The sequence below is a fragment of the Chloroflexota bacterium genome (genome assembly GCA_016235055.1).
GTDB lineage: Bacteria > Chloroflexota > Anaerolineae > JACRMK01 > JACRMK01 > JACRMK01.
The window spans coordinates 42,165-61,429 of the sequence record JACRMK010000025.1 but is presented as its reverse complement, the minus strand read 5'-3'; the positions used below and the strand labels follow the sequence as shown (position 1 = coordinate 61,429).

General features: G+C 64.8%; 12 protein-coding genes. All 12 read left to right on the top strand.

Features of this window, described 5'->3' with window-relative positions:
* The first annotated feature begins 194 nt into the window (after positions 1 to 194).
* The 12 genes from HZB53_06750 to HZB53_06695 all read left to right on the top strand — a co-directional run bounded on the left by HZB53_06750 (position 195) and on the right by HZB53_06695 (position 19,208).
* Entirely contained in the window at positions 195 to 4,205 is a 4,011-nt protein-coding gene (locus tag HZB53_06750) for an FHA domain-containing protein (protein MBI5877330.1), read from the top strand.
* A gap of 62 nt (positions 4,206 to 4,267) precedes the next feature.
* Positions 4,268 to 5,254, top strand: a complete 987-nt coding sequence (locus HZB53_06745) for a hypothetical protein (protein MBI5877329.1) — start codon at positions 4,268 to 4,270, stop codon at positions 5,252 to 5,254.
* A gap of 11 nt (positions 5,255 to 5,265) precedes the next feature.
* Positions 5,266 to 6,648, top strand: a complete 1,383-nt coding sequence (locus tag HZB53_06740) for a Stp1/IreP family PP2C-type Ser/Thr phosphatase (protein ID MBI5877328.1) — start codon at positions 5,266 to 5,268, stop codon at positions 6,646 to 6,648.
* Between the two features lie 200 nt (positions 6,649 to 6,848).
* On the top strand, positions 6,849 to 7,106 hold the full coding sequence (locus HZB53_06735) for a TM2 domain-containing protein (GenBank protein MBI5877327.1): 258 nt from the start codon (positions 6,849 to 6,851) through the stop codon (positions 7,104 to 7,106).
* An 8-nt stretch (positions 7,107 to 7,114) separates the two neighbouring features.
* A complete protein-coding gene (locus tag HZB53_06730) occupies positions 7,115 to 8,473 on the top strand; it encodes a serine/threonine-protein phosphatase (protein MBI5877326.1) in 1,359 nt (452 codons plus the stop codon).
* 86 nt (positions 8,474 to 8,559) lie between these two features.
* A complete protein-coding gene (locus HZB53_06725) occupies positions 8,560 to 10,089 on the top strand; it encodes a protein phosphatase 2C domain-containing protein (protein MBI5877325.1) in 1,530 nt (509 codons plus the stop codon).
* Between the two features lie 33 nt (positions 10,090 to 10,122).
* Positions 10,123 to 12,312: a PPC domain-containing protein gene (locus HZB53_06720; protein ID MBI5877324.1), complete on the top strand. Its 2,190-nt coding sequence runs from the start codon at positions 10,123 to 10,125 to the stop codon at positions 12,310 to 12,312.
* Between the two features lie 105 nt (positions 12,313 to 12,417).
* Positions 12,418 to 12,954 (top strand): tetratricopeptide repeat protein, encoded by a 537-nt coding sequence (locus HZB53_06715; GenBank protein ID MBI5877323.1) that lies wholly within the window; start codon positions 12,418 to 12,420, stop codon positions 12,952 to 12,954.
* Positions 12,873 to 13,532 (top strand): hypothetical protein, encoded by a 660-nt coding sequence (locus HZB53_06710; protein MBI5877322.1) that lies wholly within the window; start codon positions 12,873 to 12,875, stop codon positions 13,530 to 13,532. The genes HZB53_06715 and HZB53_06710 overlap by 82 nt, the downstream gene beginning before the upstream one ends.
* A 7-nt stretch (positions 13,533 to 13,539) precedes the next feature.
* Positions 13,540 to 15,174, top strand: a complete 1,635-nt coding sequence (locus tag HZB53_06705) for a protein kinase (protein MBI5877321.1) — start codon at positions 13,540 to 13,542, stop codon at positions 15,172 to 15,174.
* 33 nt (positions 15,175 to 15,207) lie between these two features.
* Positions 15,208 to 17,391 carry a hypothetical protein gene (locus HZB53_06700; GenBank protein MBI5877320.1) on the top strand — a complete coding sequence of 728 codons (2,184 nt, stop codon included), beginning with the start codon at positions 15,208 to 15,210 and terminating at the stop codon, positions 17,389 to 17,391.
* Positions 17,392 to 17,504: 113 nt separating this feature from the next.
* The gene (locus HZB53_06695; protein ID MBI5877319.1) at positions 17,505 to 19,208 is read left to right on the top strand and encodes a hypothetical protein; all 1,704 of its coding nucleotides are present in this window, start codon (positions 17,505 to 17,507) and stop codon (positions 19,206 to 19,208) included.
* Positions 19,209 to 19,265 lie beyond the last annotated feature (57 nt).

The window sequence follows — 19,265 nt, the reverse complement described above, 5'->3', positions numbered from 1 at the left end:
ATCGGCAGAGACGCGCGCCGGAATTGGCTGGCAGCGCGGAACTGGCAATAGTTGATGATCACCATTCGCAATAACGGCCGGTGGTTTCGCTTCACACGCCATGCGCTGATATTCGCATCAGTGATGCTGATGGCATATGCAGCCGATGCGCACGCGCCATCGCGCGACACGGTGAATACGACTGGAGTCAAGCCATGACATCCGCAATATATCGCGCCCGGGGCCTGCTGACCATCTTCATTCTACTCGCCGGGATAATGATGGGGTCTGTTCAATCTGCATCGGCGGACACCTGGGCCATAGGTAGTATCGTCGGCCTCTGTCGCGGCACGCAGATCCGTACCGGCCCTGGCTTGGCCTATTACGTCCACACGATCGTGCCCGAGAATAGCTGGGCTGTGAAAATCATCAACGGCCCGCGCAGCGCCGATGGCCAAGAGTGGTGGGACACAAGCCGCAAGGAAGCCGGTGATCCAAGCGGCGGCACGGGTTGGGTCTATCGTTCCCAGGCCACGGCGTGCCTCGGCGGCCAGCCGCCTCCTCCACCCCCGGCACAGGCCGCCAGTATCGTGCTGACCTCGGATTTGGTGATCTCGAACCTGCGCCCCGCGCCCGGACAAGCAATCAATGCCGCGTTCCGCGCGAAGAACGTAGGCGGCCAGACGTTCAGCGCCCGCTACTTTGGCGTCAAGGGCCGCGACGCGAACAACGGCGACTACAGTTTTTACTGGTTTGAAAACTTCACGCTGGCACCGGGCCAGGAATTTCGCTATGACACCAATCGCAGCCTGGATCACACAGGCTCATTCTGGTTCACGCCCAACTATTCACCGGATGGATCTAATTGGTCTGACGTGAAATGGCCCGACGGTCGGACCAGCTATGTCAACGTGATTGTCCTGCAGCCGATCCCGCCGGCAGCCCCGGGTCAATTGGAGATCGCCAATGCGCTTTCGCTGTCGGGCACCAAGCCCAATGTCAATCAGAGCGTCACGGCGCGCTTCAGCGTACGCAACACCGGCGGTCAGCCGCTGACGATGCAGCGGCTGAATGCGAGTGCGCGCGGCCCGGGTGCGCACAGCCAGGACTGGACGGCGCGGGAGGTCGATTTCCCGTCCGTTCAGAACATTACGCTCCAGCCGGGGCAAACGTACACGTTCCAGCAGAGCCGATCGTTTGACCAGGCCGGCGACTACTTCGCTGAGCCGACCTGGCAGGATGGCGGCGGTGAGTGGCATGGCATTCCGCCGTTTACGCGCGTCTGGTTCGATGTCGCCCAGCCGGTCACGTTGACCCCGACGCCGGTGCCGCAACAGCCGGGCCAGTTGGAGGTCGCCGAAGCGCTGTCTCTGTCGAGCACGACGCCCAACGTGAATCAAACCGTCACGGCACGCTTCCGTGTGCGAAATACCGGCGGCCAACCGGTGACGATGCAGCGTCTGAATGCGAGCGCGCGCGGCCCAGATGCCCGCAGCCAGGAATGGGTGGCACGAGAGGTCGATTTCCCGTCCGTGCAGAACATTACGCTTCAGCCGGGGCAAACGTACACGTTCCAGCAAAGCCGATCGTTTGATCAGGCCGGCGACTACTTCGCCGAGCCGACTTGGCAGGATGGCAGTGGTGAGTGGCATGGCATTCCATCGTTTACGCGCGTCTGGTTCGACGTCGCGCCGGTGATCACGGTAACGCCGGTGCCACCGCAACAGCCGGGCCAGCTAGAGATCGCCGATGCGCTGACGCTCTCGAGCACGACGCCAAAGGTGAACAGTAGCGTTACGGCGCGGTTCAGCGTGCGCAACACGGGCGGCCAGCCGGTGACGATGCAGCGCCTGAATGCAGGCGGGCGCGGCCCAGATGCCCGCAGCCAGGAATGGGCGGCGCGGGAGGTTGATTTTCCGTCCGTCCAGAACCTCACGCTCCAGCCGGGGCAAACGTACGCGTACCAGCAGAGCCGATCGTTTGACCAGCCGGGCGAATACTTCGCTGAGCCGATCTGGCAGGATAGCGGCGGTGAGTGGCATGGCATTCCGCCGTTTACGCGCGTCTGGTTCGACGTGACGCCAGAGAACATCCCGGCGCCCCCGCCTGATATCACGATAACGCCAACACCGGTGCGACCTCCGCCGCCGGCCGCCGCGGCGCGGCTCGCCGTCGAAGGCGACATGACGGTGTCCAACCTTAAACCGGAAGTCGGGGAAGCGGTCACGGTCGAGTTCACCGTGCGCAACGTCGGCGGTCAGAGCATAACGGTTCAGCGCCTGAATGCCAGCGCGCGCGGGCCGGACGCGCGCCGCCTGGAGTGGAATGCGCCCGAAGTGGACTTCCCAGCGCTGATGAATATCTCGTTCAACTCGCGCGTGGCCTATACCTACCACATGAGCCGTTCGTTCAGTGCTCCCGGCGAGTACTTTATTGAACCCACCTATCAGGATGCCGGCGGCCAGTGGCATGGTATCGAACCTAATCCGCGCATCTGGATCGAGGTGCACGACAAGGCCACCGTTCCGCCGCCCCCACCGCCTCGCCGCGATAGCATCAGGTTCCCACTTGGGGACACGGGGACTGACCCGACTCAAGAAGGCTTCGCGTTAATTTACCCCTTTGGATCCAACACGCGGAACCCTACGCCTGCAAAAGAATGTTTCGGCAAAAAGCCGCTCAGTGAATTAATACATGCCGGCGAAGACTGGTTTCTGAGCAGCAGCGGATCGGCGAAGGGGAAACCCGTTCATGTCATCGCAGACGGGCGCGTTTCCGAAATTGCGTCCAGCGACTACCCGGGGTATGCAGTCCTGATAAACCACGAGGGCGAAGGGGTTTGGGCGCTGTACGGCCACATTACTCTCGCGCGGATGCTTCGCGCCGGAGACTCAGTCACACGCGGCGAAGTATTGGGCAAAATACTATACCAGACCGATCCATGGGGGAATGATAATTCGCACCTGCACTTTGAGGTCCACAACAAGAACCCGCTGACTACACACTGCATGGATGGGTCCATAACTCATTACAATGCCGCTGGTTATGTGCTGGAGAAATCAGAATTTGCAACGAGCGGCCACATCGATCCGTCGAAGTTTATCCTCGATCGGCTAGGCAGTCCCGGTTTCGCGCGTCCGCTGGTATATCAGTCTATAGGTACGATCAAACAAGACGAGCGACAGTCGGCGGGAGAGATCGCCGTCGCCGACAAACAAGCCGACCTGACCATCGCATTGCGTTGGCCGGGCAGCACCCTCGACCTGTCGGTCACGGATCCCAATGGCCGGGTGGTTGACGAAGCGTACCCCGGTGTGACTTGGACGCGTGAAGCGACTCAGCTCCGGCTCTCGGTGAAGAATCCCGTGTCTGGGAAGTGGTCAACGACCGTGGTCGGCAAAGCGGTTTCCGAAGACGACGAGCCCTATTCGATCACGGCCCATACAGAAAAAGCGGGTGCCATCACGCCGCCGGACAACGGGGCCGGGGCGCTGGCATTTGTGCTGGCCGTCGTAGGCGTCGCCGCGCTGTTCATGTACGCGTCCGGCAGCCGGCCGCCGGCGGTGCGCCCCGGCCAGCCGTTCCTGCAATTGGCGCGCGGCCAGACCGCCCGCGCCCAATACGGCCTCGGACGCCCCGTCGTGCTGATCGGGCGCGATCGTCGCGCCCAGATCGCGCTGCGCGACCCGCAGGTCTCGCAACGCCACGCACGCATCGTCGCCACGCACCACAGTCACGTGCTTGAGGACCTGCAGAGCCGGAACGGCACCTTTGTGAACGGGCAACCGGTCAAGCGCCACCGTCTGCAGGACGGCGACCGCCTCCGGGTGGGAACGACCGAATTCCGTTATGTGGGGCCGCATGGCGCGTCGCGTAGTCGAACCGATGCGGCGCAATCTGGCGTCGGCGTCCAATTGGCCGATGGGCACTTCGTCGCCATCCGGCACGATAGCCTGACGATTGGCCGCGATCCGGGCTGCGATCTGCGGCTGAACGACCGGCAGGTTTCGCGCCGGCACGCGCGCATCGTGCGCCATAGCAGCGGGTATGCGATCCACGATTTGGACAGCCCGAACGGCGTGCGCGTGCAGGGCCGCAAAGTCGAAAGCGTGCTGCTGCGCGATGGCGACCGGATCGAGATCGGCCGCGCGCGGCTGGTCTTCCGCCAGACGTCAGCGCCGCCTTCATCGCATCACGCGCCCGGTGGCGCAAAGCATGTGCATTAGCGGCGCCGGGCTTGCCCGCGCCGATTATCCGTCTCACTGGTCATGCCGGAAAGGAGCCTATGATGCCCAATAGCAATTCGATGCCCGTGCTGGTGGGGGCGCTCGTCGCCGTCGGACTGATTGTCGCGATCATGATGTTCGCGTCGCCGACGCCGACCACGGCCGTAACGCCGACCGCGGCCGGCACCACCGCGACCGCCGGGCCCACGGGTACACCGCCGGCCGCCGGCGCCACACGCAGCGCTACCCCCGGTGCGACGGCGGCGCCATCACCGGCACCCTCGGGTACCCAGTCTCCCGAGCAGGCGTTGGCCGGCGCGCGCGCCGCGCTCGACGTGGCATGGGGCGCGGGCGATTGGCCGCGCGCGATTCAGCTACTCGAGCAAATTCGGAGCCTGGCGCCCACCGACACGACGGCGCGCGACAAGTTGTATACGGCGCATTACAACTACGGCAAGCAGTTGGAAAGTCGCGGCGACAAAAACGGCGCGGCCACCGAGTATCAGGCGGCGCTGGCGGTTGTGCCGGGCGGCCCGGAAGCGCTGGCCGCGCTCCGCGCACTGACCCCGACGCCGGCGCCGGCGCCCACGCGTGCCGGCGCCGCAGCCTCCACGAGCGTGCCGCCGACGCCCGGGCCGCTCCGCGGCGTCGTCACAGTGGAGTGGCAGGGCAATATGGACTATGAAAACCGCACGGGCGACATGCGCTGGTGCCAGATGAAGAACATCTATCACAATCTGAGCGCGCAAAACCTCGACTGGCCCGATTACCAGCCGGCGATCGCCGTGGCCCGCCCGGATGGCTCGATCCGCATCTTGTACCGCGCGAACTACTACAGCGTTGACCAGGGCTGGCAGAACGGTATCAAAGGCACGCCGCCCACGATCCCGGCCGGGAAAGACTCGTTTCCGTGGACCTGGTACTCATCGACCGGGGCGCCCGGGGAGTATTGCCGCTTCGTCACCGTCACCGTGCAGGGTGTAACCTATACCGCCGAATATGATGCGCGCGGGCAACTGATCAATCCGAACGCTGTAATGCCGCGCTAGGGAGCAAACCCGTGAACCCACAGGCACCCACTCGCACCGCCGCGGCCATCGCCGAGCCGGCTGTGTATGGCGACACCGACCCCGGGCAGAAGCGGCCCGACAACCAGGACCACGTGTACTGGGCGCCGACGGCGGACGCTGCCCACGGCCGCCTGCTGATCGTCGCCGACGGGATCGGCGGCTACCAGGGCGGCGCGCGCGCCAGCGAAATCGCGGTCGAGCGCGTCGCGCAGACGTACGCCGCCGATCCGTCGCCGGATGCGCTCGCCGCGCTGCGCGGCGCCGTGGAAGCGGCGAACGCCGCCATCTACGGCGAGGCGCAACAGCAGGCCGATCATGCGGAGATGGGCTCGACCATCGTGGCGGCCGTGCTGCTGGGCAACCGACTTCTGGTAGCCAACGTCGGCGACAGCCGCGCCTACGTCGTGCACGGCGGCCGGAGCCGCCAGATTACGCACGATCATTCGTGGGTGGCCGAGCAGTTGCGCGCCGGGGTGCTGACCGCCGTGGAGGCGCGCGCGCACCCGCTCCGCAATCAGATCACGCGCTCGCTGGGCCGCCAACCGGCGGTTGAGGTCGACACGTTCACGGTCGACCTGACGCCGGGCGATGTCGTCCTGTTGTGCAGCGACGGCTTGCACGGCCAGGTGCGCGACGCCGAACTGGCGCGCGAGGCGGCGGCGCGCCCGCCGCACGAGGCGGTCACGCGGCTGATCCAACTGGCAAACCAGCGCGGCGGGCCCGACAACATCAGCGCGGTGGTCGCGCGCATGCCGGGCGGCGCGGGTATGGCGGCGCGCCTGCCGGTTCCGCTCTGGATGGGCGCCGGTTTGGCCGCCGCGCTGGTCGTCGTGCTGATTGCGTTGCTAAGCGTCGACGGCCCGTGGCGTGGCGACACCGGGACGCCCACCGTGCCGGCCGTGGCACTCATACCGACCGCCACGCCGACCGCGGTGACGGGTCCGATACGCGTACCAGAAACGCCACCGCCCACACCGACACCAACGCGCGCAGCCACCGCGACTCCGACGAAGGCAGTCCCTACGGTAGCACCGCCAGTGCCAACAGCAACGGCTATCACCTCGGCAACAGCCGTCCCGTCAACCACACAAACGCCGCCAAGTGCCGGGCCGTGTGAGCGCACGCCACTGGGTAGTCTCATTATGGTTGACGAGCGGAGCAAGAAGCCTATGTCTCAGCCTGGACTGATGATTGGTCCAAGAAACGAGGGGAGCGCTTTGACAAAACTTGCATATAAGTCAGAACTCTACTACTACGGCGTGGAAGAGAACGGCGTACCGTATTTTGGGAATCCGCGATGGTACATCGTTGGGTATCGGAATTTTTGCGGTTATCTCTGGGCTGGCTACACAATCGTTGTCCGGGGGGGGTAGTATTGCACGAACGCCAATGTGCTCGTGATGGAGCCTGAACCCAACGAAACGTAGAGCATGCCATGTCCAACATGAAACACTGCCCGCGCTGCCGCGCGACCGCGCGGCTCGATGCGATGGTCTGCCGCAACTGCGGCCACCGCTTCCGCACGCGCTTTGCCCCCGGCGCGCCGCGGCACTTGAGCGCGCGCCGGTCCGCGATGGGCGCTACGCGCACGGCGGCGGGCCTGTGCGCCATCGTGCTGGGGGCGCTCGGCATCCACAAGTTCCTGCTCGGCTACATGGCCGAAGGCGCGATCATGGCGGCGGTCACTGTCGCCGGTCTGCTGTGGACGTGGACCAATATGCCGGGCGCGGCTATGGCGATCATCGGCATCATTGAGGGCATCATGTATCTGACGAAGACGGACGCGGAGTTTACGAACACGTATATCGTCCACCGGAGGGGCTGGTTCTAGCCACGCCTATGCCACCATCGCCGTCCGCACCCGAGATCGGCGCCGCATCGTCCATCGGGCTCGCGCGCGACCACCAGGAGGACTTCTACGGCGTGCCGTCCGCCGCGCTGGGCGCGGATCCGGCGCGCGTGGCCGCGCGCGGCCTGCTGGTCGCCGTGGCCGACGGCATGGGCGGGCACGCCGCCGGCGAAGTCGCCAGCCACATCGCGATCGAGACGCTCTTTCACGCCTACTACGAGTCCGAGCCGTTCGACGGACCCGCCGCCGCGCTGGAGCGCGCCGTCCATCAGGCCAACGGCGCCATTTACGCACAGGCGTCGGCCGATCTGAGCCAGTACGAGATGGGCTGCACCATCGTCGCGGCGGTCGCGCGGGCGGACGGCCTGACGATCGCGCACGTCGGCGACAGCCGCGCCTACCGCCGGCGCGGCAATCGCCTGCAAGCGCTGACGGTTGACCACACCTGGGTCGAGGCGCAGGTGCAGTCGGGCACGCTAACCCGCGCACAGGCACGGCGGAGCGTGATGCGCAACCAACTGCTCCAAGCGCTCGGCACTAAGCCGGAGGTGGCGGTCACCGTCTCGGCGCGGGAGGCATTGCGGCCGGGCGATATCCTGCTGCTCTGTTCGGATGGCGTACATGGACCGGTGAGCAATGCCGAGATGCGCCGCGCGCTTGACGCGCCGTCGGCGCTGGAGGCGGCTCGACGGCTGGTCGCACTGGCCGACGGGCACGGCGGCCCTGACAACAGCACCGCCGTCGTCGTGCGCATGCCCGGTCGAGCACCGGCGCCGCTCACGCCGCTGCTGCTGATCAGCGCGATGATCGCGTTGCTGGCGATCGTGTTCATATTCCCCGTCGCCGGCGGGCTGAATACCTTGCTGGCGATCGCGACGGCCACGCCGACGGCGGCGCTAACGCCGGCGCGCAGCCAGACGGCGATTGCGACGCCGCCGGCCACTGCAATCATGACGATCGGCGCGCCGACCACGGCCGCGCCGCTGGCATTGACGCCATCGCCGTCACCCGCGCCGACGGCCGCGCCCATTGCGCCCACCGCGACGACAGCGCCACTGCCCGGGCCAACAGCGACGGCCACACCATCGCCGTCGACTGTCTCGGTCGCGCCGACTGAGACGAAACCAGCCGTCGTATCCATGACACCAACACCGTCCAGCGGCACGCCGAAGGTTACACCGCCGCCGACCGAAAAACCCGCGCCGCCATCGGTGACACCGCCGCCGACCGCGATTGTGCCGACTGTCGCGGCGACTGCGATACCGCCCACGTCCGTGCCGCCGACGGCGATACCGCCGACACCCGTGCCGCCAACAGCGGTGCCGCCGACACCGCTGCCGCATAACTGATCACACACAGCCGGATCACTTATGCTGCCAGTCCATACGATGCTGTGCAAGGAGAATGTATGCCGCCGCTGATGCAAGGAAAGACAATGCCCGGCGTTGGGTACCTGAGCGACCAGGGGAAGCAGCGCACCGACAATCAGGACAATGCCTACTTCCCGGCGGGCATCCAACCCCAGCAGATCGCGCAGCAGGGCGCCCTTTTCATCGTCGCCGACGGCGTCGGCGGCAACGCCGGTGGTGAACTGGCCAGCCGCATGACGGTGGAATTGATCCCGCAAGCGTACTACGCCGACGCGACGCCCGACCCCGCGCAGCGTCTGCGTGCGGCGATTCAGCGCGCCAACACGGCGATCTACACCCAGGCAAAGAGCGGCGACGTACGCACCGAGAAGATGTCGGCAACGGTCGTGTGCGCCGTCACGCTCGGCGGCTATCTCTATGTCGCACATGCCGGCGACAGCCGCGCCTATCTGCTGCACCGCAACGGCGCCGTCGAGCGATTGACCACCGACCACAAGTGGGTCTATGACCAGGTGCGCATCGGCGCGCTGACGCTGGCGGAAGCCGAGAAGAGCGACAAGCGCAATATAATTACCCGCTCGGTCGGCGGCGAGGCGAGCCTGGAGCCAGAGCTGAGCGTCGCGCCGCGCGCGCTCCAGCCCGGCGACCGCCTACTGCTGTGCACGGACGGCTTGAGCGACCTGGCGTCGGACGCGGAACTGGCGCGTATGGCGCGCCAGGCCGCGCTGAACACCGGCGCGCAGCAGATGATCAACCTGGCGAACAAGCGCGGCGGCCCCGACAACATCACGGTGCTGCTGGTCGAGCTCGATACGTTCGGCCCGGCGCGCGCGCCGGGCGGCGCGGCCGCCGGGCGGGCGGGCGGCCGCAAACCGCTGACCGGAAACATGCCGCTCATTGCCGGAGTGGTGGTCGCGTTGCTTGTCATCGGCATCTTCGCACTGGCCGGCGGGCCGCCGCCACCGCCCCCCACGCCCGCGCCTGTGCCCACAGTCACGCACGCAGTCACTGCGGTGGCTGGGCCGAGCGCGACGCCCAGCGAGACGCGCGCGCCGACGGCCACGCCCACTCTTGCGCCGACAGCAGCCACAGGCCCAAGCCGCGGATCCGCATCGCCGACACCGACGAACACGCCAGCACCCGCAACCGTGGTGCCGCAACTAGCCCCGACAGTCGCCACGCGCTATGCGGGCATCACGTTGGCTGATCCGCCTGACAAGAGCACGAAGCCCGTGGAGCAAGGCTTCGCCCTGCTGTTTGATTGGAGCTATCCGCCCAAAGAACTGGCGTCCGGAGATCATTTCGTCGTACAGATCGCCAGGCCCGGCACCAACGAGTGGAGCGATGTGGAATGTACGATGACCGGCGACACCCCACAGCACCAGTGCAACGCGGATCCGGCCAAGCTGGGCGGTACGCGTGACTATCGCTGGCGGGTAATGGTGCGGGACAACGCCGGTAAGCTAGCCAGCGCGGTCGGCAACGAATGGACGTTTATGTTGAAGCTTTTCAAGATCGTCAGCGTGTGCGTGAAGAGAAACCCGGTTTCGGGAGAGTGTATTACTGAAGCTGATCAGGAAGTCGACGTCCCATAGCACGGCGGTCAGATCGCGTTGAGGAGACAATCTATGGTTTCGCCCTTTATCCGGCGCGCCGGACGCGTCGTCACGTTCGTCGGCATGGCGTTTGCGCTGGTCATCGTTTTGATCGTTGCACTGGGCGGCGTGCAATCCGCCGGCGCGTCCCACGCCACCGGCCCGCGCGGCGCGTCTGTGCGCCCCGAAAGCGGTCCGCCTGATGCGACGCCTACTCCATCCAGCCAAATCTCATTTTCCGTCTCGCTCACGCCGAGCGGGTGGCTCACCGGTGCCTCCGTAGTGGAGACGATCGCAGTGAGCAGCGTCCAGCCGCTGAATATCACGACGGCGCGCTACCGCGTGACAAAAGTTGATGATCTGTCCAGCGCACCACTGACGAACGTGAACCTGCTGCCGCTGTCGCTGTCGGGCAACGCGGCGTTGCTGACGGTCACCGATATCCCACTCGAGGAATCGGCCACGGCTAACCAGATCCAATTCGTCATCAGCGACACGAACGGCTTCTCGCAGACCAGTCGGGAATACACGCTCCCGACCGATCTCACCAAGCCGACGTCGCTCATCACGGCGCCGCAGAGCGTCATCACGACGGCCGGGACCTATACGCTGTGGGGGAGCGCGGCAGACGCCACGTCGCTGGTGTCCACGGTCGTTGTGCTGATGGTTGGGAACGACATCCCGCTGACAGGGACGCTCCTCGGCGACCCGCAGGCGGTGACGCGGACGTGGTATGTCACGTGGAATGTTCCGGTAGATGACAATTCACAGCACGAGTTGGTGAGCGTTGCGACCGACAAGGCCGGTAACGTGCAGACTGCCGGCGCGCCAACGAAGGTGCCGGTTGACACTACGGCGCTGACCATCAAAATCGTCACACCGACCGCCGGCACTACGTACAATCTCGCCGGCCCGTCGATCGCGTTGATATCCGGCACGGCGTCGGCCAATAGTGGCATTGCCTACGTGCGGGTTTACACAAACGGGCTGGCGGCATGGATGACCGCCGCACTGACGGCCACCGGCGATATCTCAACGTGGTCCGCGCTGTGGACGTTGCCGCTTGTCGAATCGACGTTCATCGTAACCGCCACGGCCCGCGACAACAGCGGCCACACCGTTACAGGTACAGCGGTCATCACGGTCGATCGCATCGCGCCGGTATCGCGGCTGGAATCGTCGTCGGCTCTTACGCTGGAGTCGCCCGCGAGCATCGCCTTGACGTGGGTGCCCACCGACGGGCTCGGCGTCGCGAGCACGGACATCGAATACTACACAACAGCTTCCACCGATTGGCGTTGGCTCACGACGACCCATGACTTGAACCTAACGTACAACTTTAGCACAGCCAACACCTACTACTACTTCCGCTCGCAGGCTCGCGATCTGGCTGGTAACGTCGAGCCAGTGACCAAGACCGCCGAAGTGACCGTTTTTGTCAAACCATACCTGACTTTCCTGCCGGCTGTGCTGCGCGACTTCAGCGCGGCGTGCCTGCCCGACCCATCTGAGCCCAAAAACGACTCGCCACTGACGACGGAAATCGCGCTGACGAATATCACGGTCATGACCAGCACGATTTGCCGCCCCAGCGACGAGGATTACTACCGCGTGGTGGTGACCACCCCGCGCGTCATCGCGCTCGAGTTGACCGGCTTGACGACGACCGCGAACTACAAGTTGGAACTGCTTGATGGTTCGTCGAACGCGATTACCAGTTCCACGCGCCCGCTGAGCTCCAGCGAGCATATCGCGTACGAGGCTGTTGCCGGAACATATTACGTGCATGTTCATCCGGAAACCGTGGCGAGCGGTGCGAATCCGTACACGCTCACCGCCTGGTTCAACGGCGCGGATCCATACGAGCCGAACGACACGTGGCAGACGGCCCATGGACCGCTGCTTTCTGGCTCTGAGTACAAGGCGTATCTGCCCTCGAGCGCGGACAACTATGACTATTACTTCTTCGACGTGAGCACGCCGTTTGCGGCTACTATCGATCTGACGGGCATACCCCCGGGCACCGACTATGACCTGTATCTATACGACGTAGTAAATGGCAATACTCTCCGGCCGCTTGGCTCATCTGCAGGCAGTGGTCCCAGTGAGAAGATTACATATAACGGTAATGGTGCGAGCGGCCGATACTACGTGTTGGTATATCGTTACGCTGGCAGCAACCCCAGCCAACCCTATACATTGAAAGTGACTTGGGGGCCATGAACTGGGATTCATTCATAGACCGTGCGCAGGGCCACCATTCGCTTTGCCCCCGCGTCGGTACGGCAACATGGCTTTCAACCGGCGTGCGCAAATCCAGGAGGATCCATGAGTGCTGACAACGAGCCGGTGGCGCTTGAACCGGCGCCGGCCGCGGCGGCGCGGCCGGATGATATCGCGGGCATACTGGCGCAGGCCGATTTGCTCGCCGAGCACGAGCAGTGGGCCGAGGCGCGCGCATTGTATGAAGAAATCCTGCGCCTGGATCCGCATAATCCGGCAGCGCACAACGGCGTTGGCATCGCCTGCGAGGAGTTGGACGAGTCGGCTGAGGCCGAGCGGCACTACCGCGCTGCCATCGCCGCACGCCCCGACTACTTCGTCGCGTACACCAACCTGGGCGCGCTGTATGAAGAGCAGAAACGCACGCTGCGGGCGATGCGGCGTATGCTGACGGCTTGCCCTATGCTGTTAATCCCGCGACGAGCGCGGCAATCCAGAAGAAGCTCGCGCCGTGGCTGGAGCAGCGAAAAACCGTTGTGGGGTATCACAACCGGGCGATTATGCTCGCCCAGTGGTCCGCGCTGGGCGGCATCTTGTCGGTGGCCGCCAATCGGGAGATGGACCCAGTCTGGGGCGTGGTGATGGTCGTACTCGCCATCCTGCTCTGGCGGATTCGAAGTCCGGCCATTTTGCTCACTATGGCCGTGACCATGGGTTGGGCGGCTGCGCAGAATCTGCTGGGCAGTTTCGCGGGTGCTGCCGGAGTACACTGGCTGATCGTGGGTGGGTTCCAGGTGTTTTGGGCGCTCACACTTCTGGCGCAGTATCGCACTCATGCCAGGTTGCCCATGCGCGAGCTATTCTCAAAGCGCGACTGGCCGAAAGGCATCCTCCCGCCCAGAGAGAGCGCTCGCATGGCCGATCGCTTGGCGGTATCCGGCGCGTTGTTGAGCGCCCTCGGCCTGCTGGCGATTCCGGGCGTGCTGGGCGGCGCGCTGCTTGCCGGTCTGAGCGGCGCGACGGAGTTCGCGTGGGTCGATCGTGCATTCTCAGCCATCCCCAACCTGAGCGTGCTGGCCGTCGGCGTGTGCACGGCGGGCATCGTCGGAACGAAGGCGCATCGCTGGTGGGCAATCGGGGGACTGGTCGTGGGCGTCGCGACGGTGCTCATCTGGTTTGCGGTCGTGATGGCGAGCAAGGTAATCGCACCCGCGGTTTGACGAGACTATGGCGACATCGACTGATCCATTGCTGGGCCGCACGCTGGGCCACTATCAGGTGCGCGCGCGCATCGGCGCGGGCGGCATGGCGGTCGTCTATCGCGCGGTGGACGCGCGGAGCGGGCAGACGGTCGCGCTTAAGGTGCTGCCGCCGACCATGCACGCCGGCGGCTTCCGCGAGCGGTTCCTGCGCGAGTGCGAGCTGGCGCGCGGCCTGCGTCACCCCAATATCGTGCGCGTGTTCGAGTCCGGCGAGCACGACGACCTGCTCTACCTGGCGATGGAACTCGTCGAGGGCGGCTCGCTGGACAGCCTGCTGGCGCGTCGGCGGCGGCTCGATCTGGCAACGACGGTGCGCATCGCGGGCGACGTGGCGGCCGGGCTCGACTACGCCCACAACCGGCGTCCGCACCCGGTGGTTCACCGCGACATCAAGCCGGGCAACGTGCTTTTGCGCGCCAACGGGCAGGCGGTGCTGGCCGACTTCGGCATCGCGCACATGCTGGCGGCCAGCGCCCTCACCGCGACCGGCGCGCGAGTCGGCACGCCCGCCTACATGGCGCCCGAGCAGGTGCGCGGCGCGCGCGCGATTGACCATCGCGTCGACGTCTGGGCGTTCGGCGTGATGCTGTACGAAATGCTGACCGGCGAGAAGCCGTTCGCGGCGGACAACGAGTTTGCGCTGCTGCGGTTGATTCTGGAGGCGGCGCCCACGCCGCCGCGCGCGCTCAACCCGGCGCTCCCGCGCCACGTCGAGCAGGTCATCCTGCAGGCGCTGGAGAAGGACGTCCAGCGGCGCCCGCACTCGGCGGGCGCGGTCGCGGCGCTGCTGGCGGAAGGCACAGAAGGTGCGACGGCTGCGCGCACCGGGCGCAGAAGGGGCGAACAGAACGCTCCGCTGATCGCCGGGATCGCGATCGCCGCGCTGATCCTCGGCATGTTCATGCTGGCGGGCGGGCCGCCGAACCCGCCACCTGCAACGGCCACGCTGGTGCGGACGGTCACGCGCGCCGGCCCGACCGCGACGCCGGGCGAGACGCGTGCGCCGACGGCCACGTCCACGTCCACGCTTGCGCCGACGCTGGCAGCAGGCGCCAACCGCGTGCCGACCGCAACAGAGACGCAAGCGCCAACAGCAACGGTGCCAGCGACTCTGGTGCCCACCTCAACGCTCGTGCGGCCCACGCCAACAGAGCGGCCAGCGCCGACGGCGCTAGTGGTCGCCACGCGCTATGCGGGGATCATGTTGGCTGAGCCGCCTGACAAGAGTGTCAAGCGTGTGGAGCAAGGCTTCGCCGTGCTGTTCGATTGGGTCTATCCACCCAGAGATATGGTGTCTGGCGATCACTTGGTGGTGCAGACTGCCAAGCCAGGCACCGACGATTGGCTCGATGTCGACTGCGCGATGAGGGGCGACTATCCACAGCACCAGTGCACAATGGATCCGGCCAAGCTAGGTGGCACGGGTGAGCATCGCTGGCGGGTGATGGTGCGGGACAACGCCGGCAAGTTTGTGAGCGCGGTCGGCAACGAATGGACGTTCAGGTTGCAGCTTTTCAAGATCGTCACCATGTGCGTGAAGCAAAGTCCGATCACGGGCGAGTGTATTCAAGAAGATAGTCGGGAAGTCGATGTCCAATAGCGCGACAGTCATATCGTGCTGAGGAGCCAAGCTGTGGTTTCACCCTTTATCCGGCGCGCCGGTCGCGTCGTCACGTTCGTCGGCATGGCGTTTGCGCTGATTATCGTTCTGATCGTTACGTTGGGTGGCGCACAATCCGCCGGCGCGGCCCATGCCGCCGGGTCGCGTGGCACGCCATTGCACTCTGGCGGCGGCACGCTTGATGCGACGGCTAGACCATCCGGCCAAATCTCATTTGCCGTCTCCCTCACGCCGAGCGGTTGGCTCACTGATACCTCCGTAACGGCGGCCATCGCTGTGACCAGTATCCAACCGCTATCGCTCCCGACTGCGCGTTACCGAGCGACGAATGTGGGTGATCTGTCCAACGCGCCATTGAGGGTCACGAACCTGCTTTCGCTGTCGCTGCCCGGTAACGTGGCGCTGATGACGATCACCGATATTCCGCTGGTGGAATCCGCCACGGCCAACCAGATCCAATTTGTCATCAGTGACACGAACGGCTTCTCGCAGACCAGCCCGTCCTATACGCTCCCGACCGATCTCACCCAACCGACGTCGCTCATCACCGCGCCGCAGAGCGTCATCACGACGGCCGGGACCTATACGCTGTGGGGGAGCGCGGCAGACGCCACGTCGTTTGTGACCATGGTCGTCGTACGGATTGACGGGAGCAACCCCCCGCTGACGGGGACGCTACTCGGCGACCCGCAGGCGGTGACGCGGACATGGTATATCACGTGGGATGTTCCAATCGAGGACAACGTATCGCACGAGTTTGTGAGCGTGGCGCGCGACAACGCGGGCAACGTACAGGCCGCCGGAGCGTCGGTGCCTGTGGTGGTGGACACCACAGCGCTGACCATCAAAATCGTCACACCGATCACCGGCACTACGTACAACCTCGCCAGCCCGTCGCTCGCATCGATCACCGGCACGGCTTCGGACAATAACGGCATTGCCTGGGTGTGGGTGTACACGAGCGGGACGTCGTCATGGTTGTGGACCACGCTAACCGATACGGGGGCTATCTCGACATGGTCCGCGCTATGGACGTTGCCGCTCACCGAAACGACGTTCACGCTGACCGCCGTGGCCTGGGACACGTTCGGTCTGACCAATACAGCTACGTCAATAGTCACGGTCGATCGCATCGCGCCGGTGTCGCGGCTGACGACGACATCGGCGTATACGCTGGAGTCGCCCGCCAGTATCACGTTGACGTGGGTGGTGACCGACAGACTGGGCGTCGAGAGCACGGATATCGAGTATGCCACAGAGCCCTCCTTGATTTGGCGTTTGCTCACGACAACCTGTGATTTGAGCTTGGCGTACAACTTTGGCACTGCCAATACCTACTACTACTTCCGCTCGCGGGCCCGCGATCTAGCCGGCAATGTTGAGCCGGCCAAAACCGCCGAAGTGACCGTGTTTGTCAAACCGTTTAAGACCTATCTACCGACCGTGCTGCGCAACGTCAGCACGGAGTGCCTGCTCGACCCATCCGAGCCGGCCAACGATTCGCCACAGACGACGCCGCTTGTGTTGACCAATATCTCGGTCGTGAACGGCACGATTTGCCGTTCGAACGACGAGGATTACTACCGCCTGGTGGTGACCACGCCGCGCGTGATCGCGCTTGAGTTGACGGGGCTGACGACGGGCGCCAACTACGACCTTGAACTGCTTGGTAGCACGTTCGCCGTGATTTCCAGTTCCACGCGGCTGATGAGCTCCAGCGAGCACATCGTCTACGAGGCTGTTGCCGGAACATATTACGGGCATGTTCATCCCGTAACCGTCGCGGGCGGCGCGAACCCGTATACGCTCACCGCCTGGCTCAACGGCGCGGATCCATACGAGCTGAACGACACTTGGCAGACGGCCTTTGGTCCGCTGCTATCCGGCGCTGAGTACAAAGCGTACCTGTCATCGAGCGCGGACAACTATGATTATTACTTCTTCGACGCGACCACGCCATTCACGGCCACCATCGACCTGACAGGCATACCACCTGGCACCGATTATGATCTGTACCTTGCGGATATGGTCAACGGAAATCTACGGCAACTAGGCGTATCTTCGGGCAGCGGGCCCACTGAGAAGATTGTATATAGCGGTAATGGTGTGAGTGGCCGATACTACGTCCTGGTTTATCGCGTGAGCGGCAGCAGTGCCAGCCAGCCATATACGTTGAAAGTGGCTTGGGGGCCATGAGCGAGGCGCGCCACTCCGGGCAGGCAGTCAGCCGCGCGTATGGAAGGCACCCAAAACTGAAAGGCAACGAGCGACAATCTGTGCCTGTCGACAAGCGATGAATGGAGGAAGCCATGGAAGCTGACGTCGTTCAAGAGCACCCGCTCGCCGCGTCACCGGCCCGCCGGATACCGCTTGCCGGGTGGCTTCAGTTTCCGCGCCGGCTGCTGCTCCTGCTGCTTGCATACGGGATGGCGCTCTTCCTGCTGGCCGTTTTGCGCCAGGCGGTGAGCGCGGCCTCCCCTGCGGGCGCGGCCATCGATTGGGCTATGTCGACCAAATCGAAGCATTTGGTCAGCGAGATCGTCGAGCCGTCAATGTACCCGACGCTCCTGTTGCTCGCGGGGGCGATGGTCCTGGCCGTAGTGTTGGCGGCCTCGATGCTTGTCGCGTCCGGCCTGGTTTCCAGGCTCGAATCCCGTTTCGCCGTCCCGGGTTTCATCATCGCAAAAGCAGGCAAGCTCTGGGTGTTTTTCTGGTCGCCCCTGCCGGGACTTGTAGTCGGAATCTTTCTGATTGTGGTTGTTAGCATAAGGCTGGGATGGTTCCCAATCATCGGCATGTCGATGGATTTCGAATCGCCGAACTACATTGATGTGTTCAAATCCTTGATCCTGCCCGGCTTGACACTGGCGCTGTTCCCGGCGCTGATCATCGCGCAAGCAGCCGCGAGGCAAATCGGTGCGGCGTGGGCCGGCGGCGGCCGCGCTCGCGTCTCCTTGGGGCTGGGCGTCGTCGGCGACCTGCTGGCGCAAACCGGCGGACTGTTGGCTGCCAGCCTGATTGTCGAGCAGATGTTCAGTTGGCCCGGCATCGGACGTGTCGCGCTCACGGCGATGCGCATCGGCGATCTTCCGATATTGTTCGCCGCGCTGGGCGCCTATGCGTTCCTTACTTTGATCAGTCGGATCGCCGCCGAGTTGTGCTGGTGGCTCGCGCGGCTCATAGCGCCGGCGGACGCCCGCCCGGCGGCTATGCCACAGCGTCCACCACACCGCATGGCGCGCATCGCCTGGGCGGCGCTTCTCGTGGCGCTGGTATTGGTGCCGATCGGGTTCACGCTCGCCGGACTCTCAATGCGCATCAATGTATTTGATGCCAGCGCCGACCCATCGCCGGAGCATCCCTGGGGGACTGATTTCCAGGGGCGCGACCTGCAGGCCAAGCTCGTGGTCGCGGCGTCCAACTCGCTGCGGACCGCCGGGTTGGCCGGGCTGGCGGCGACCCTGGCCGCCGCGCTGGGGGTCGTGCTGACCGGCGCGCTGTCATCGCGGCGCACGTGGTGGTCCGAATCGCTCTCCGACCTGCTGCTGCTGCCGAGCGACGTGATGCTGTTTTTCCCGGCGGTGCTCGGCGCCATTGTGTTGATATTGTTCGTCGTGCCCCACTCCGGTGATTCAATGCCGGCCGTTGTAGCGGTTGCCATCGGCGTGCTGGCGCCGCGCGTCGTGCGCGCCGGTCGCGCGTTGTGGCTGGCGGCCCCGCAGGCCGGCTCGCGCTGGGGCGCGGCTGTGCGAGGCGCGCTCGCCCTGTACCTGGGGTCCGTCTTTGCGGCGCTCTGGCTGTTTTTCGCGCTTGAATATCTCGGCGCGGTCGAACCGTCCGCGCCCACGCTCGGCAACAGCCTGTACGAACTGCTTGTGAGATCCGGCTCCAACTCGCAGTTGTTGTTGATCGCGCTGATACCGACGTCGGTCATGCCGATCATCTATCTGGTCTCCGATGCTATGGCCGGCGGGTTCGACAGCAAAGGCGTGTTTGTGCATTTGAACGAATGAACAGCCACCGCACAATAATACTGATCGGTGCCTCAGGCGAACTGCGAACATCGGTGC

Coding starts and splice junctions, on each gene's coding strand:
- HZB53_06725 (MBI5877325.1), top strand. CDS start 8,560: ATGCCCGGCGTTGGGTACCTGAGCGACCAGGGGAAGCAGCGCACCGAC.
- HZB53_06730 (MBI5877326.1), top strand. CDS start 7,115: ATGCCACCATCGCCGTCCGCACCCGAGATCGGCGCCGCATCGTCCATC.
- HZB53_06745 (MBI5877329.1), top strand. CDS start 4,268: ATGCCCAATAGCAATTCGATGCCCGTGCTGGTGGGGGCGCTCGTCGCC.
- HZB53_06705 (MBI5877321.1), top strand. CDS start 13,540: ATGGCGACATCGACTGATCCATTGCTGGGCCGCACGCTGGGCCACTAT.
- HZB53_06695 (MBI5877319.1), top strand. CDS start 17,505: ATGGAAGCTGACGTCGTTCAAGAGCACCCGCTCGCCGCGTCACCGGCC.
- HZB53_06750 (MBI5877330.1), top strand. CDS start 195: ATGACATCCGCAATATATCGCGCCCGGGGCCTGCTGACCATCTTCATT.
- HZB53_06720 (MBI5877324.1), top strand. CDS start 10,123: ATGGTTTCGCCCTTTATCCGGCGCGCCGGACGCGTCGTCACGTTCGTC.
- HZB53_06715 (MBI5877323.1), top strand. CDS start 12,418: ATGAGTGCTGACAACGAGCCGGTGGCGCTTGAACCGGCGCCGGCCGCG.
- HZB53_06735 (MBI5877327.1), top strand. CDS start 6,849: ATGGGCGCTACGCGCACGGCGGCGGGCCTGTGCGCCATCGTGCTGGGG.
- HZB53_06710 (MBI5877322.1), top strand. CDS start 12,873: ATGCTCGCCCAGTGGTCCGCGCTGGGCGGCATCTTGTCGGTGGCCGCC.